Below are 16181 nucleotides of genomic sequence, written 5' to 3'. Positions count from 1 at the left end.
GGTTCGAACTTTAGTTTTACTCGAAGCGACACATTTAGGTAAATGATTATGACTACATCACGCGTACACATTACTCCTCACATGCACTGGGATCGTGAATGGTATTTCACAACGGAAGAGTCTCGTATTCTTCTTGTGAACAACATGGAAGAAATCATGAACCGTCTGGAGAGCGATCCAGAATACAAATACTACGTTCTAGATGGTCAAACCGCCGTTCTAGAAGACTACTTCGCAATCAAACCAGAAAACACAGAACGCGTAAAAGCATTGGTTGAAGCGGGCAAGCTTATTATCGGCCCTTGGTATTCTCAAACCGACACAATGCAAGTTTCTGGTGAGTCAATTGTACGTAACATGATGTATGGCATTCGCGACTGTATGAAATTTGGCGATGCAATGAAGATCGGTTACCTACCAGATTCTTTCAGCATGAGCTCACAGCTGCCGATGATCTACAACGGTTTCGACATCACGCGTGCAATGTTCTGGCGTGGTTGTTCAGAACGTCATGGCACGAATAAAACAGAATTCTTATGGCAATCAAACGACGGCAGTGAAGTTACGGCACAAGTGCTTCCGCTAGGTTACGCAATTGGCAAATACCTTCCACAAGACGAAGAAGGCTTGCGTGCTCGTTTAGATAAGTACTTCCCAGTGCTAGAAAAGCCATCGGTAACGAAAGACATTTTGCTGCCGAATGGCCATGACCAAATGCCGATTCAAAAAGACATCTTTGAAGTAATGGACAAGCTTCGCGAAATCTACCCAGATCGTGAATTCTCAATGAGCCGTTACGAAGAAGTGTTCGAGAAAGTAGAAGCGGCGCGCGACCAACTCGACACAATCAAAGGCGAGTTCAACGACGGTAAATACATGCGTGTTCACCGTACGATCTCTTCTACGCGTATGGATATCAAACTGATCCACGCGGAAATCGAAAACAAGATTGTAAACATCTTAGAACCGCTAGCGTCTATCGCTTGGACATTAGGCTTTGAATACCACCACGGTTTGATTGAGAAAATGTGGAAAGAGAGCATGAAGAACCACGCTCACGACTCGATTGGCTGCTGTTGTTCTGACAAGGTTCACGCTGAAATCCTAAACCGTTACATCCTTGCGGACGACATGGCGACCAACCTGATTCATTTCTACAAGCGTAAGATTGTTGACCACATGCCAGATCGCGAAGGTTGCGACAAGCTGGCGATGTTTAACCTTTCTCCATACGAGCGTGAAGAAGTGGTGAACACGACTATCACTATCCGCGCTCAAGAATTCTCAATCTTTGATGAAAACGAAAACCCAGTTGAGTACTTCATCCAAGACAAGCGTCAAATTGACCCAGGTAAAGTAGACCGCCAAATCGTTCACTACGGTAACTACGACCCGTTCATGGAGTTTGATATTCAAATCAAACGCACTGTTCCAGCGATGGGCTTCACCACGTTACACATCCAAGGTAACGAGAAGGGCGCAGTTAAAGTCGCAGAGCAGAAAGACTACTTGCTAGAGAACGAATACTACCGAATTAATGTAAACGACAACGGTACTCTGACTATTTTCGATAAAGAGACAGAGCAAGTATTCGACCAAGTACTTCGTTTGGAAGACGGTTCTGATGACGGCGATGAGTACGATTACTCTCCATCTCGTCAAGAATGGTTACTGTACTCAGACGAGTTCCCAGTCGAAACATCGATTGACCACCAAGGCTTCCAATCGGTAGCGAACATCGCTTTCCGAATGAACGTACCTGCAAACCTTGCAGAGCGTGAAGAACGCACGGGTCAAAACGGATTCGTTGAAGCGCAATGCCAAGTGGTATTGAAGCAAGGTTCTCGCCGCATCGAAGTCCGTATGGAATTGGACAACCAAGCCGACGACCACCGTGTACGTGTATTAGTACCAACGCCATTTATTTCTGAAACTGTGGTTGCAGATAACCAGTTCGGTTGTATTACTCGACCAACCAATGACCCAGCAATGGCGGTTTGGGAAGAAGAGAAGTGGAAAGAAGCACCTGTTCCTGTGTATCAGTTAATGAACTTCGCAGCGCTAGAAAACGGCAAAGCCGGTATGGCGATTATGTCGAATGGTCTACGTGAATTTGAAGTGATTGCATCTCAAGGTGACGAGAATAGAGATACTTTCGCACTGACACTATTCCGCGGTATCGGCGTGTTGGGTAAAGAAGAGCTATTGCTTCGTCCGGGTCGTCCTTCAGGTATCAAGATTCCGACCCCAGATTCACAAGTGCGCGGCAAGTTGGTCTGTGAATTCACACTGTGTGGCTTCTCTGGCAACCACATTGACGCGAACATCATGGCGCAAGCACGTGACAATGTCACTCAAATCGAATGCTACAACAAGATCCCTTACAACGCGATGAAGCTAAACGTAGGCGAGCAAAACCTACCAATGAGCTTTAGCCTTCTATCTAAGCAACAATCAGGTGCGGTATTAAGTGTGCTTAAGAAAGCGGAAGACGAAGATGCGTTGATCATGCGTGTCTACAACCCAGCAGAAACGGGTTCAGTATCGGATTCAATCTTTTTCACTCAAGTGGTTTCAAGCTGGAAAGAGACAAGCATGGACGAACGCGTTCGTGAAGGTGATTTAGCAACTGAAACCTTTGGTGACTTGTCTTTTGGCGAACTGGCTTCTTGCCAAGCGAAAACATTCCAAATCAAATTCTAATTTCAATCGCCCGCTCACCTTGGTGGGCGGGAATGGTGACCGACAATGAAAATTGTAATTGCCCCCGATTCATTCAAAGAATCACTCGACGCTCATCAAGTTGCGTCTTGTATTGAGCGTGGATTCGCTGACGTTTTTCCTCACGCAGAGTTTGTGAAAATGCCACTCGCCGATGGCGGAGAAGGCACGGTAGACGTGTTGCTAGACGCGCTTAATGGTAAGAAACAACGGCTGCACACGACGGATCCAATCGGACGTGAATGTACGGCTTACTGGGCATCCTTAGAGCAGGCTGTTGATGGAAAAAAGGTAAAAACTGCCTTGGTGGAGTTTGCTCAAGCATCGGGTTTAGATCGATTAACCGTAGAAGAAAGATCACCTCTTACAGCATCATCTTACGGCACAGGGTTGCTGATCAAAGATGCGCTAGATAAAGGCGTAGAACAAATCATCATTGGTCTGGGCGGTAGTGCCACCAATGACGCAGGTGCTGGCATCTTACAAGCGTTGGGAGGCCAGCTATTAGACAAGCAAGGCAACGAGCTATCTGGTGGCGGTGCCGAGTTAAGTCAGTTAGCAAGCATCGATCTTGATGGACTGCACCCTAAATGCAAAGAAGTGACGTTCGTTGTCGCATGTGATGTGAATAATCCTCTATGTGGTGAAAGCGGAGCCAGTGCCGTGTTTGGTCCGCAGAAGGGATCATCAAAAGTTCAAGTTGAACAACTTGATACTGCGATCGGTCACTTTGCCGATATCGCTCAAACACATACGGGTACCAATCATCGCGACACAGCTGGTTTTGGTGCTGCTGGTGGCACACCTCTGGGGTTAAGTCTTGCATTCAATATCCAAATTAAAGCGGGTATTGAGATGGTATTAGATGCTTTGGATGCAGATAAGGTTCTTGAAGGTGCTTCACTGGTCGTGACCGGAGAGGGACAGATGGATAACCAAACCCTGCAAGGTAAAACACCTTTCGGCATCGCTCAGCGAGCTCAAAAGTTGAGTATTCCAACCATTGGAATTGCGGGCTCTTTGGGGCAAGACGTTGAAAAGCTTTACGGTTCAATGTCTAGCTTATTTGGAACCGTACGTTCACCTCAGTCTTTAGATCAAGTTTTATCAGAAGCGAATCAAAACCTGACTCGCACTGCCCGTAATATCGCCGCCACGCTCAAGCTTGGCAGCCAGATTTTTAATGAGAAGTAATTATGTCTCTATTTAAACTCGACAACGTTATTCAAAACTACGCATGGGGAAGCAAAGACTCCATCAACCAACTGTTTGGTATTGTGAACCCAAACCAAGAACCGCAAGCAGAAATTTGGATGGGTGCTCATCCTAATGGTTGCTCAAAAGTAGGTGATACCGGTGAGTCGCTTTCTCACATGATTGATGAAAACAAAATCGATGTCTTAGGCGGGTACACGGCGGCACGTTTTGGTGAATTACCTTTCCTGTTTAAGGTGTTGGCCGCTGAAACACCATTATCAATTCAGGTTCACCCGAACAAGCGAAAATCAGAATTAGGTTTTGAGCGAGAGAATGCACTTGGCATCCCTTTGAATGCGTCTAATCGTAACTACAAAGATCCAAATCATAAACCTGAGTTGGTTTATGCGTTGACCTTTTACAAAGCGATGAATGGCTTTCGTCCAATCGTAGATATTATTGCTTTGTTCGAAGAAGCGGATATTCCTTCGTTAGCGATTGAACTTAATGTACTAAAAGCCAATGCCGACAGTGATTCTCTAAAGTCTTTCTTTAGCGCAATTATGTCTCTTGAAGGTGACCGCAAAGCGTCTGCGCTTAATGAACTTTATGCTGCACATGCGCGACCAGCAAAAACGGTCATGGGACGTGAAGCTTTGCAATACAGCATTGAATTCAAACAGCACTATCCGGGTGATATTGGTTTGTTCGCCCCATTGATGCTCAACACGGTTGAATTGGCGCCGGGTGAAGCGATGTTCCTGTTCGCAGAAACCCCACATGCTTATGTTCAGGGCACAGGCTTGGAGATCATGGCAAACTCAGACAATGTGCTGCGTGCAGGTCTCACACCCAAATATATCGATGTCCCTGAGCTTATCGACAACACGATCTTTGAGCCGATTAAGCCAGAAGATATTCGTCTTAAGCCTGTATTGAAAGAGGGCAAGATGAGCTATCCGATTCCGGTGGATGACTTTGGCTTTGATATCTTATCTGCGACTGATGAGAGCAAGTCACAGTATTTACGTAGCGCGGAGATATTGTTCTGTGTGGAAGGAGAGGCGACCATTACCTCAGAAGGTCGTACAGTTTCTCTTAAGCCCGGAGAATCGGTCTTTGTAAGTAGTAATTCAAGTGTTTACCAATATCAAGGGAATGGCATTTTGGCTCGTGCTTTTAACTAGTGCCCCCGTGCTAGCGATCAGCAAAAGAAATGTCAGAGTGCTACCGTAAAGTGGTACTCAATATTGGATTGATGGTTGTTACCTATCTGTCTTTTACAGTCATGATTATTGACCATACCCGCTACTCTGGCGGGTTTTTTCATTGTTAGAATGAGCAAATATAAGCCTGTTGAAAAGACAAACCCTGCGATCAGAGCAGGGTTTTTATTGAATCAGTAATGAGTGACTGGTTAAGCAATGTGCGTCATTTTATTAAGCACAAAGGTTTCAATACAACCTTCAGTCGCAGCCATGTAGTCAGCGATGTGTTGGCTCGCTAAGTGTTTCTCTAGATGAGCTTCAGACTCCCAGTTCTCATGAAAAACGAAGTGAGCAGGGTTACTGTTGTCTTGGTGCAGATCGTAGTTAATACAGCCGTCTTCAACACGGGTTTTATCGATCAATTTAATCATCTCAGCTTTTACAAGCTCTGTTTTGTCTTCTTTAGAGACGATCGTTGCAATAATAGTCAGTTTGCTCATTTTCAATTCCTTCGCTTTAAACTCGATAAGTTCAAGTAATGTAAGTATAAATTCAGACTGAAGAAAGAGTTCTGAAATCCAATAACTATGGTTCTTAGCATCCACAATTCAAACTCGAGAGTATAGAGTTAAGGGCTATCGGTTACGCTTATTAAAAAGCCCTCATAGAAACAAGAGGGCTTCGTAGGTCTCAATTGAATGGGTTAGTGACTGAAATCAGCCTTTACCCAGATCATTCGGTGATCAGATGATACGTCTTTTCCGTTACCATAATCACCAATTCGTGAGTCATTGAATAGCTTGCGTCCTTCTTCGTATGAAGCAGACCAATAAACACCAGATTCAACAATGTTTAATGAAGCGGACGGAAGTGCGTAATCTACAGCAAGTCCAAATGTCGAAGTGATACGGTTTGGCTGTGGGTGAGACGATGATTTATCTACCGCATGTTCAGCGGCACCATAACTTGTTGGATACAAGCTGCCATTGGTGACATCTTGGTTAACTAATGCATCATTGTGCAAGTCCTGCATTACAGAACTAATACCATCGCCATCTACTGGGTCTAGGTTTTGATCGCCCATCATTACAAAGTGTTTACCTTGCTCTAAGCCACCAGTTTTTCCTGAATCGTCATAGATGAATGACTTGTTTTGGATGTATTGGTGCCAGAAGTCTACTTCTGCTGCGTTTTGTTCAATGTTCTTACCTACATCGAAAGCGGGTGGAGTGGGGTGTGACATCAATAAGTGAACGGTTTCTGTACCATCTTTGGTAGGGATTAGGATTGGTGCATCAACGTGGTTCTTTGAAGATAAACGAACTTCTTCCCACTCTTCAGCTGAGTACCACTCATCGCCGCAACTCATGCCTGCAGGGATTGTATTTGACCCATCACAAACAGTGATTGTTGGAATAGTTGCACCTTCAAGATCTTTCCATTTGAACTCTTGGAATGTACGTGTGTTGGCAGTGTCTATCTCATACTTAGACATTAGAGCAAACGCGTATTGACCATGGTAGAAACCGAAGCCCCATGCATCTCCTGGCAATGTTCCAGGAGTACCATCGTTATCTAAATCAAAACCAAATTCGTTTAATAAACCTGTGTTGGTAGAGTAGCTTTCAAAATATGGGTATGAAATTGGCTCTAGGTTCGCGTCACCACCTGCGCCTTCAATACTTTGAGCAACAGAAAGATAGTTCTTTTGAAAACCTTCTAGCGCTGACTTATCAGTACCTGTCCCGTCGTTGTTAAACTCAGCCATCATTAGCACATCAGGACGATTCTTTTGAATTACGGCTGCGACGTTGCGGATCTGAATAACTTTCGCTGCTGTTTCTTTGTCAGCAGCGCTAATTGTATTATCCAAATAATCTGACACCAACGTCGCTTGAGCGCTAGGTTCGATTTGCATTTCAGTTACGAGATCTTGAAAGGTTGCGCGGTCAAATGACAAATTATAGGTAGCGATCTTAACTTCTTCAGGTTGAACGTAGTCAGTGTCGCTGCTACAACCAATTAGAAGTGCAGAAGAGATGGCGAAAACGATAGATGTTTTTAACAATTTCATAAAGTGGGTCCGCTATTTGCTGAAAGAAATTTGGGACGCGCATATTATGAGATGGACATCATTCTGTAAGTGATATTTGTCACAGGTAAGGCTCCAAGATGACATTTTGTTGCATTGAAAATGTGACATTTGGAACTAGTGTCTTTTATTAGAATAAAGACTTAAAATTCATGGGTTTAATTAGAGCTGTGAATTAAAAAAGCCCTCATAGCAATATGAGGGCTTTTGAATAAGAATCAAACTGTGTTGTTACTGGGGTGTTAAGCGTACTGTTTTACCTTAAGCGTATTGCTCAACCGTCATTGCCCAATTTTTCTTCTGTCGTTCGAAATTCATTTTGATTTGCTGATAACGAACCTTAAGAACTGAGTGTTCGTACTTTTTCACAACGTCTTCGCGCTTGCTTTCAAGTAGCTGCTTTTTAACTTCGTAATACTCGTTCATGTTTGATACTAGAGCATCAAACTCTTGTTGAAGCTTCTCCGCGATTTGTTGCTTGTCGGCACGATGCATGATTTTTTGCTGGGTGCGTTTAAGTAACATTGACGCTTCAGCTTTCTCGATACGAGCTTGAGGGGTTTTCTTAAGCTTACTTGCCAGACCCATCAACGAAGCACTCTTGATCAACCACTTTGTTGGATCGTATTGCCACCAGTAGATGCCGTTACGGTAGTCGTTCTCAAAGATGTGGTGGAAGTTATGGTAACCTTCGCCAAAAGTAAGAACCGCTAACACACCGTTATCACGGGCTGTGTTTTTGTCGGTAAAAGGTTGGCTACCCCAGATGTGAGCAAGGGAGTTAATGAAGAATGTTGTGTGGTGATTAAGTACCAAACGAACCGCGCCTACGATTAACAACATGCCAAGTACGTCACCGTAAATAACACCTAAAGCGATAGGAACACCGAAGTTCATTAGTAATGCTAACAGAACATAGTGCTTGTGCTGCCACATAACAATCTTGTCTTTTTTAAGGTCACGGCAGTTTTCGTAGTTTTCGTACATTGAGGTGCTGTAATTACGAATCATCCAGCCAATGTGTGAGTACCAAAATCCACGTTTTGCAGAATATGGGTCTTTGTCGTTGTTATCGACATGCTTGTGATGCACACGGTGATCAGAAGACCAGTGTAGCGCGCTGTTCTGCAGGGCAAATGCGCCACCTAAAGCAAACAGGAATCTTAGGCTTGAATGCGCTTCAAACGCTTTGTGTGACCATAAACGGTGATAACCCGTCGTGATTGAAAGGTTACAGAACGTAAAGCAGATTGCTAGCCATATCCAGTGCTCCATGCCATAGCCAAAAAAGTAGCCATAAACGGGAGCTGCTACAACAGCAAGCAGCATACTAAAAGAGAACACAAAAATATTGAGCCAGATTAATGGCGGCTTTTTTGTAGATTGTTTGTCGGCACTATTCATTAGCAAATTTCCAATTGGGCTTACATCTGTGCGCTAGAATATCAGCGTACACGTGTAAGTCAATATTGAAAGTGTAAACGTGTATTAGTATGTTTTGCTTAAATATTGTATAAAGGTAGTGTGAAATGTAGTAGCAAGTCATAAATGGAAGTACTAAGGGCTAATAAATGGAAATTAAGGTAGCTGAATATAAAGATTATGAGCGGATTGCCCAATTACACGCGGATAGCTGGAAGCTATATTACCGTGGCATTCTTGCTGATGATTACTTAGAAAATGATGTTTTGGAGGACAGATCTGTTATTTGGCAGACTCGTTTGATTAATCCTCCTTTCAACCAACATGTTTTATTGCTTGAAGAAGGCGGTTTACTGGTTGGTTTCGTCTGCGCGTTCGGTAATCACAACTTTGAACGTGGCACGTTCATCGATGCGTTACACGTAGACAATAATTATCGTGGTCGAGGTGTAGGCAAGCGTCTGTTGTCTGAACTATCGAAGTGGTTGCAACAATACTATTCGGACTCAGGGCTCTACCTAGAGGTGATGTCTGAGAACCACCAAGCGATAGCTTTTTATGAAGCGATTGGCGGCAAAGAAGAACTCGAGCAAGTTTGGAACGCGCCATGCGGCAGCCAAGTGAACGAGAAAGTGATTTCTTGGAACTCTCCCGTTGAACTTGAACAGAAAACAGCAAGCGTCGTGTATTCTTAGTCGATTCTTGTTGAATACTGGTTTTGCTGAGTAGCAAATAGCAGGTTCTTATCGAAGCTAATTTAAAGCAGAAGAACAAAGACAAAAGCCCCGAGCATTAAATTGTTCGGGGCTTTTTTGATTGAATTGGTGGTCATTAAATGAATCGCTAAGGAGCGTGAAATATTGGCCGACTAATCACACCATGTGATCTTATTTCTACCGCCTTTTTTCGAAATGTAGAGTGCTTGGTCAGCGTCGTCGATAAGCTGCTCGACAGAACCAAGGGCTTGAGGGGCATGTTTCACACCGATTGAAATTGTTACTTCTAATCTAAGGCGAGTAGGGGATTCTAAAAGGGCATTAACCAGCGATTCAATTGAAGCCTCGGTTTCTCCTTGGACCAGCACCAAAAACTCTTCACCGCCGTATCGAAAGCAGTTACTGCTAGTCGGTAGTCGTTTTTGAATTTCATCGGCCAGTTCTTTAATCACCATGTCACCCATTTGATGGCCGTAGGTGTCGTTAATCGATTTGAAATGATCAATATCTATCATGATCGATGTAATGGATCGCTGACGGTCTATGCTCGGTTCTATCACCTGATGAAGATAAAGGCGGTTGTAGCAGCCCGTTAGTGCGTCTTGATAGGAAAGGGCCTCGAACATATTAGATTGCTTGCGAAGTTGAATCGCTTGTTTGCGGAGTTGCTCGGATTGAGCGAAACGCTTGTGTACTTCCAAGTCACGTCTTATACAAGCCGCTGAGATCAGGATGTAAGCCGAAATATAAACGGAAATTGTTTCTATTTCATGCTCTGGCTCCACTTCATAAAGCAGTGGCGCAAGGCCGATGAGATAAGCCAAAAAGATAAACGACAGCGTAGATATACTGTATCTGGCTGACAATCTTGAAAACGTACCAATGTAGATCATCACTAAAATGATGCCACCTTGGTAATCGAAGTTGTTCAGCTCGATGGCTAGTCGACCGACATAGACCAAGAAAAGTGAGCTAATTACAAGGAAGGCACTTTCTACGAGTTCCAATACGTTGGGTTTGTTTGTAATACAGTATCTGGCGGCGGCCATCATCAATAAAAAAAGTATGACTCGGAAAATGATAGGCGTAATGCACTCGCTACCAAAGTGGATGTAGTCGGTGACGATAAAAGCACAGAATATTGAGATAGGGATGTAGATGAAATTTATGTACGGCAAATAAATTTCATTATCGAAATAGGTTTTAAATCTTTGATTCTTGAACCCAGAATAAGAGCGCATTGAGAAATTAGCCGAGATTGATACACAATAATTTGCGTAGTATGTCACAGTCTTTGGGATTGTAAACGACCATTTCTATAGATTTGTCAGTATGTTAGCTAGATCAACAAACGGTAGCGGGCAATATTCACGCTCTATTATCGATAGAGCGTGAATATCTAGAGGTAGGTGTAAGAGTGGTAAATAGAAACTAAAGCAGATTATAAAAACTAATCGCGATTAACGCTTGTTCTTCAAGTAACGCTTACGACGCTCTTCTTTTTTCTTAATCTGTTGTTCCGCTTTCAGCGCAGCCGCTTCTTCAACTTCGATCAGCTCTTGTGTGATCATTTCTGGCAACTCAAGCGTTACCTTACCTAAAGTGCCATTACGCAATTCGTGAAGCAGGATTTCTGAACATTTGTGAATGTCGATATGTCCACCGGCACGAAGTGCACCACGCTTACGACCAATCGCTTCCATCAATTCGATGTCAGACTCTGGCAGTTCTTCAATTTGGTAACGTTCTTGCAAAAGGTTAGGGTACTGCTTTGCTAGGTATTCTACTGTGTAGAATGCCACTTCATCGTATTCCATTGCTGTATCTTTTACAGCACCTGTTGCAGCCAAGCGGAAGCCACTGTGTGGGTTTTCTACTTTAGGCCAAAGGATTCCAGGTGTATCAGAAAGGATCACGCCATTCTGCAGATTGATACGTTGTTGACGACGAGTTACCGCAGGTTGGTTACCAGTAACCGCAATCGTACGTCCAGCCAAGCAGTTGATGATGGTCGATTTACCCACGTTCGGGATGCCCATGATCATTGTACGAATGTTCTTGCCCATCTGTTCACGGTGCGGTGCCAGTTTACGTACTAGCTCCATAACGTGGTTCACTTCTTCTTTTACACTAGTCGTAATCGCAATCGCTTTAACGCCTTGCTCTTTCTCGAAGTGTTCAATCCAACGTTCAGTGAGCTCAGGATCGGCAAGGTCGCGCTTGTTCAACACTTTTACACAAGGCTTATCGCCGCGCAGTGAAGAGATCATTGGGTTTTCACTACTGAACGGGATACGAGCGTCCAGTACTTCGATGATCACATCAACCTGTGGGATAACTTCTTCGATTTCTTTGCGGGCTTTATGCATGTGACCCGGAAACCATTGAATAGACATAGAGATAAACCTTGATAAATATATTTGCTGCACATTGTAAGGGTTGGATGATACGTGTAAAGGTATATCTATAAAGGGACGATAAAGATATCGCTTTATCGTCCTCTCACATTGATTTTAGCTGATGCTGAATGAATTGGAACAAGGGATTACGTCGCCAAGACTGAATGTTTGGAGTTATTATTCGCGACGCTTAAGAACAACGCCCATTTTTTCCCCGAACGAGAGGGTTAGGTACATGAAGATTTCATCATCATCGACGGCCCATGACTTACCCGAAACCAAGCTACCCGTTCGTGGTAACTCGCGATTTAAATAAGCTTCTAGTGCTTCTTTGTTAGTGTAATTCAGCTCGGTTAACGAGAAGGTGATCTTTGAGTCAACTCGTCCTTGAACTTGGATATTGCTGGTTACACTCGTTTGAAACGGTGTTGCAGAATCCGATTTAGGTTCGAAAATGGTAATTAACCGTGCACTCTCAGACTCGGGACCATCGATGATGAGTTGAGTCCTGATACTTAATGAGCGCTCGACATAATTAACGGTCGTGTGTCCACTCCAAAAGCCAGTAAACGGTTTAGTTGGCGTGTAGTTAAGTTGGAATAATAGATAACCAAACGCGACACAGGTAGCCCACATCATGAGCACTTTATAGTGTTTCGATTTTAATTGCATAAGGTCACTTGCTCTTGGTAAGCACAATGAACAGTTTCTTCATCGTCTTTTAAGTAGATGGTCATAACCTGTTGGTCTTTGTCGATAACCACTGTTGGTGTCTGGGATAGTGTATCTATGTGTTGGATTTCCGCGTCGAGCACTGAAACTTGTTCTAAATAACGTGTCGATGGAGCGAATGAAGAGCCTAGTCCGTAACCTATCGCTACTGCCAATAAACAACCGATTACAGTCACCGCCCCAAAGCGTTGTAAACGACTTTCATCCCGAGGTTGAATCTTACTGTTGTTTACACGGTTCAGTTCCTCGACTTTGACATCAACAGGATCGAAATCACCGTGCTCAACAGCTAAATACTTTGCTGGGATTTCTGGCGAAACATGGGGATGTTCTTCAATTAGTTTAGGTGCTATTGCTAATAAGTATCCTTGTTTGGGAATAGTACGAATAAATGAGCGTTGGTCGTCTCCCAAAGCTTTTCTTAAACGTTTGACCAGTTGGTTAATCGTCGCATCCGTCGCATAGGTGTTTTCATAAAGCTCTTGAACGATATTTTCTCGAGAAAGTACTTCAGGAACCCGTTTGATCAATGCATTCAGCAAAGCGGACTCTTTTGCTCTTAATCGAGTGAGGTTATTGTCTTTAGACAAAACCCCTGATGTTGATGAATACAAGTATTCACCAATTAGGTAAATAGGTGGTTCTAAAGTGAGTTTGGTCATAGGTAAATGGCTGAATAGAAACTGATTTTATTATCGCATTTTAGTCATTACATCGTCATTAAATATGGGTGTTTTGAGGGTGAAACTGTGTCCGTGGTCGAGGTTCTGAAAACCTGATGACGCTGTAGATAAAAATGAGATGGTAAATAGGCCACGAACCTTATAGAACGTGGCTTAGCGCTATTCTATAGCAAGCCTACTGCAGGCACAGACTCCGATCAATCCGACCGTAAATAGAAGTAAAATTGATGAATGGAAGTTGATTAAACGTGACTCTGCGTTGAGCTTTAAAAGTTTGCTATGTTCAGTTTTGGGAATTTTAGTAGCGGATAAATATTGATTAAGTTGGCTATCCGTAATATACGGAATGGTCTGACTGGTTCCTACGGCCTGTTTAATTGCGTGTGAGTATTGAGCGTGTGAACTGACCTGCGTACGTATCTCATGTTCCATGTTTGCTTGGCCAATCCCTGCAATAACAGAAACCCCAATGGCGATGCCAATGTTTCTCAGTGTGGCTTGAACTCCACCTACTCGTTCTGCGTCTTTTTCTCCAACTGCTTTGGTTATTATGACTATTGATTGGGATGACAACATTCCAATCCCTGCACCAAAAATAACCATAGCCAGGTAAATCATCCGATTGACTTCATAGGCTGATGAGCAAAGCCATGCTAACCCAGCAGCTCCGCAACACAGGGCGAAGGCACTAAGAGAAATGTACTTTTCATTAAATTGTTTTAAAGCTATAGGGGTGATGATTGAAAACACAATCAGACTGATTGCGAAAACCAAAATAATAATGCCCGTCTGCAGAGCCGATAAGTCTATGGCGATTTGTAAAAATGCGACTAGCGTGAAGTTGAGTCCGCCGAAGATCACGTACATCGATACAATGATGATTACCCCAAGAAGAAACTGCCTGTTATGAAACCACGAACTTGGAATCAATGAGCTATCGTGTTTACGCTCAAACTTCTGTTCATGTTTGATAAACAAAGCGAATAGGGCTATTCCAAGAATGATTAGCCAGATCGCTGGGCTCATAAATGAAAGGTAAATAGGTAAATCATAGGGTGAGTTGTTCTGCAGGACTCCCCATTCAGGAGATTTCAATAAGCCAAATATAATCAACAACATGCTACTTGCGCTTAATACGCTGCCAGATTTATCAAACTTCTTAGGTTTCTGGTTATTTAGTGGAGTGATCCAGAGGATTGTACAAACCAATGCCACACCATAAAAAACGCCGGTAACGATAAAACCACTAAACCACGCTAAGTTATCCAACATCCAACCACTAACTATTGGAACAATCGCGGCTGCCAAGCCTGTTGCGGCGGCAAGCAACCCAAATATATTGGCGCGCTTGTAAGTGGGAAAGTGCCCAACGACTAAGGCGATGGAGGAAGGCAGGATCGCAACGCCGGCTAAACCTGACAACGTGCGCGAAACCATGGTTATCCATTCTATGGATGGCGCGTAAAGCTTTGAGACTGAAGACAGCACCCCAAAAACAAGTCCGCATATTAACAAGCGTCTCCAACCAATATACAAACCAAGGATTCCACTCGTTAGCATCAATGACGCCCCAACCAATGGATAGATAGTACCTGCGATTTTTAGTGCGTCGACATTCGAGTTGAACTCTGCAATCAAGGCACTGGTGGCTATCGCCATGGTAGCAATATCCGCTGATATACAAAACTGCGCAAGGCAAAGCGCAATGATCAAACGGGTAACGTGGGATTTAGATGAATCAGATGTTGTGTCCATAATACACTCCAAACAAAACTAAAATTGAGTTATTAAGTAGATAAAATTCATAGTGCTTGGCACCTTTTAGTCGGCAGAGGCTCCCGTTGGAGCCTCATTTCAAGTGTTAGAACTGGTAATTAAACTCTACGCGGTGTGCGCCATCTGAAATGTCAACATTTTCGCTCCAGTTCGCGAAGTAACGTATGTTGAATCGAGGGTTGAACTGGTAAGAAGCGGTAAATTCGTGGACCAAAACACTGTCACTGTTTTCGAAGAAGTAGTCTTTAAAGGTGTCTGTTCCCGACAGAGTCATCATATACATTGGGTTGTAGTTAAGCCAAATCTTGTCGGTAAGTGTGATTTTGCTGTAGGTACCAACAACAGCCAAGGTGCCAGGAACCGTGTACCCATTACTTGAAGTTAGCCCTGCTTTATCAAGGTTATTACCAAATGCAAAACCGGCTCCCGCTAAAGGGAAGAGGGTGATAGGTCCAAATGATGGTAACGCTTGGATCATGGAATAAGACATGGTGCCAATTTCTTGCGCACCTGCGTTTGTCGCGGTGGCGTAATTGACGTCTATTTGGCTACCTCGGCCATTGGTCAGGTCAACTTCAAAGTTACGATATCGGATTGAATCAATCGAATTATTACGCTCACTCGAACCGCTCCATCCTAAAGAATCCCCTGCGAATCCTTTCACTTCAAAGATATTCATTCCTACTTCGGTACTGACTCCTGTGTTATAGGTCGCTCCTACTTTTAAGTTGATACCGTGGTTAGAGAAACCAATACCTGCTTGGGTATAAATGGCGAGTGGATCTGACATGTCTTGTACTGATTCTTCGGCAAAAGCAAATGGTGTGCTCAGAAGTAAAGGAAACGTAATAAACTGCATTTTTTTCATGGGTAGACCTTTTGGTTTACATCGTGCTTTTGAGGCCGACATTATGGTCAGTCGTGTAGCACTGTTGTTTCTGGGGAACGTCTGTATGGACTCGTTATTTGTGAAATCGAGGCTATGTTAAGAGCGGAAGTTCGCAGATGAAACAAAACTAAACCAACAAATTATGTGTCACTTTTTGTTCGTAATAAATTTAATTAATACAGTGCCTTAACGTTTTTTGTCATATTTTGGTGTCATGTTATTTGGCAATTAATGTAATAAGTTGTTTAAGCTTTTTGTGATGAGTAGGCGAGGGGAGTTAGGTCTCATATCATTTGAATTTGATAGATATGTGAAAAAGCCAGCGAAAAGGCTGGCTTTGATTAGA

At 43.4% G+C, this 16181-nt stretch carries 13 protein-coding genes; 4 read left to right on the top strand and 9 right to left on the bottom strand.

Translation table 11 applies throughout. The features are described 5' to 3' along the window. Positions 1–48: 48 nt before the first annotated feature. From mngB to manA, 3 genes are read left to right on the top strand one after another with little or no spacing between them, the layout of a single operon-like run. Complete coding sequence (gene mngB / locus MSG36_RS09915; protein WP_248367563.1) at positions 49–2703, top strand: mannosylglycerate hydrolase; 2655 nt, start codon at positions 49–51, stop codon at positions 2701–2703. 45 nt (positions 2704–2748) lie between these two features. After that, positions 2749–3915, top strand: coding sequence for a glycerate kinase (locus MSG36_RS09910; RefSeq protein ID WP_248367561.1), 1167 nt, complete (start codon positions 2749–2751; stop codon positions 3913–3915). Positions 3916–3917: 2 nt separating this feature from the next. Continuing rightward, positions 3918–5105, top strand: a complete 1188-nt coding sequence (manA, locus tag MSG36_RS09905) for a mannose-6-phosphate isomerase, class I (RefSeq protein WP_081230495.1) — start codon at positions 3918–3920, stop codon at positions 5103–5105. A gap of 230 nt (positions 5106–5335) precedes the next feature. Here the strand turns inward: manA and MSG36_RS09900 are convergent, their stop codons facing one another. The 3 genes from MSG36_RS09900 to MSG36_RS09890 all read right to left on the bottom strand — a co-directional run bounded on the left by MSG36_RS09900 (position 5336) and on the right by MSG36_RS09890 (position 8622). Continuing rightward, on the bottom strand, positions 5336–5626 hold the full coding sequence (locus MSG36_RS09900) for a putative quinol monooxygenase (RefSeq protein ID WP_048615323.1): 291 nt from the start codon (positions 5624–5626) through the stop codon (positions 5336–5338). Between the two features lie 203 nt (positions 5627–5829). Further along, positions 5830–7200, bottom strand: a complete 1371-nt coding sequence (locus tag MSG36_RS09895; protein ID WP_248367559.1) for an endonuclease/exonuclease/phosphatase family protein — start codon at positions 7198–7200, stop codon at positions 5830–5832. A gap of 279 nt (positions 7201–7479) precedes the next feature. After that, a complete protein-coding gene (locus MSG36_RS09890; RefSeq protein ID WP_050634213.1) occupies positions 7480–8622 on the bottom strand; it encodes a fatty acid desaturase in 1143 nt (380 codons plus the stop codon). Positions 8623–8789: 167 nt separating this feature from the next. Between MSG36_RS09890 and MSG36_RS09885 the strand changes: the two genes are divergently transcribed. Beyond that, on the top strand, positions 8790–9335 hold the full coding sequence (locus MSG36_RS09885) for a GNAT family N-acetyltransferase (RefSeq protein WP_048613495.1): 546 nt from the start codon (positions 8790–8792) through the stop codon (positions 9333–9335). Between the two features lie 173 nt (positions 9336–9508). Here MSG36_RS09885 and MSG36_RS09880 read toward each other — a convergent pair whose 3' ends face one another. The 6 genes from MSG36_RS09880 to MSG36_RS09855 form a co-directional block, all read right to left on the bottom strand. Beyond that, on the bottom strand, positions 9509–10534 hold the full coding sequence (locus MSG36_RS09880; protein ID WP_164091088.1) for a GGDEF domain-containing protein: 1026 nt from the start codon (positions 10532–10534) through the stop codon (positions 9509–9511). A gap of 282 nt (positions 10535–10816) precedes the next feature. Continuing rightward, positions 10817–11752, bottom strand: coding sequence for a ribosome biogenesis GTPase YlqF (ylqF, locus tag MSG36_RS09875; RefSeq protein ID WP_050646173.1), 936 nt, complete (start codon positions 11750–11752; stop codon positions 10817–10819). A gap of 180 nt (positions 11753–11932) precedes the next feature. Then, a complete protein-coding gene (locus MSG36_RS09870) occupies positions 11933–12427 on the bottom strand; it encodes a hypothetical protein (RefSeq protein ID WP_248367557.1) in 495 nt (164 codons plus the stop codon). Continuing rightward, positions 12418–13149, bottom strand: coding sequence for a winged helix-turn-helix domain-containing protein (locus MSG36_RS09865; RefSeq protein ID WP_248367555.1), 732 nt, complete (start codon positions 13147–13149; stop codon positions 12418–12420). Before MSG36_RS09865 ends, MSG36_RS09870 begins: the two co-directional genes overlap by 10 nt. A gap of 180 nt (positions 13150–13329) precedes the next feature. After that, positions 13330–14925, bottom strand: a complete 1596-nt coding sequence (locus MSG36_RS09860; protein WP_248367553.1) for an MFS transporter — start codon at positions 14923–14925, stop codon at positions 13330–13332. A 106-nt stretch (positions 14926–15031) separates the two neighbouring features. After that, positions 15032–15814, bottom strand: a complete 783-nt coding sequence (locus MSG36_RS09855) for a hypothetical protein (protein WP_248367551.1) — start codon at positions 15812–15814, stop codon at positions 15032–15034. Positions 15815–16181 lie beyond the last annotated feature (367 nt).

This window comes from Vibrio sp. 1CM8B, assembly GCF_023161685.1.
Taxonomy (GTDB): Bacteria; Pseudomonadota; Gammaproteobacteria; order Enterobacterales; family Vibrionaceae; genus Vibrio; species Vibrio coralliirubri.
This window is presented reverse-complemented; position numbering and strand designations above follow the sequence as displayed.

What these genes read in the sequence shown, in the direction of transcription:
- mngB (WP_248367563.1), top strand. Translation starts at nt 49, where the DNA reads ATGACTACATCACGCGTACACATTACTCCTCACATGCACTGGGATCGT.
- MSG36_RS09910 (WP_248367561.1), top strand. Translation starts at nt 2,749, where the DNA reads ATGAAAATTGTAATTGCCCCCGATTCATTCAAAGAATCACTCGACGCT.
- manA (WP_081230495.1), top strand. Translation starts at nt 3,918, where the DNA reads ATGTCTCTATTTAAACTCGACAACGTTATTCAAAACTACGCATGGGGA.
- MSG36_RS09900 (WP_048615323.1), bottom strand. Translation starts at nt 5,626, where the DNA reads ATGAGCAAACTGACTATTATTGCAACGATCGTCTCTAAAGAAGACAAA.
- MSG36_RS09895 (WP_248367559.1), bottom strand. Translation starts at nt 7,200, where the DNA reads ATGAAATTGTTAAAAACATCTATCGTTTTCGCCATCTCTTCTGCACTT.
- MSG36_RS09890 (WP_050634213.1), bottom strand. Translation starts at nt 8,622, where the DNA reads ATGAATAGTGCCGACAAACAATCTACAAAAAAGCCGCCATTAATCTGG.
- MSG36_RS09885 (WP_048613495.1), top strand. Translation starts at nt 8,790, where the DNA reads ATGGAAATTAAGGTAGCTGAATATAAAGATTATGAGCGGATTGCCCAA.
- ylqF (WP_050646173.1), bottom strand. Translation starts at nt 11,752, where the DNA reads ATGTCTATTCAATGGTTTCCGGGTCACATGCATAAAGCCCGCAAAGAA.
- MSG36_RS09870 (WP_248367557.1), bottom strand. Translation starts at nt 12,427, where the DNA reads ATGCAATTAAAATCGAAACACTATAAAGTGCTCATGATGTGGGCTACC.
- MSG36_RS09865 (WP_248367555.1), bottom strand. Translation starts at nt 13,149, where the DNA reads ATGACCAAACTCACTTTAGAACCACCTATTTACCTAATTGGTGAATAC.
- MSG36_RS09860 (WP_248367553.1), bottom strand. Translation starts at nt 14,925, where the DNA reads ATGGACACAACATCTGATTCATCTAAATCCCACGTTACCCGTTTGATC.
- MSG36_RS09855 (WP_248367551.1), bottom strand. Translation starts at nt 15,814, where the DNA reads ATGAAAAAAATGCAGTTTATTACGTTTCCTTTACTTCTGAGCACACCA.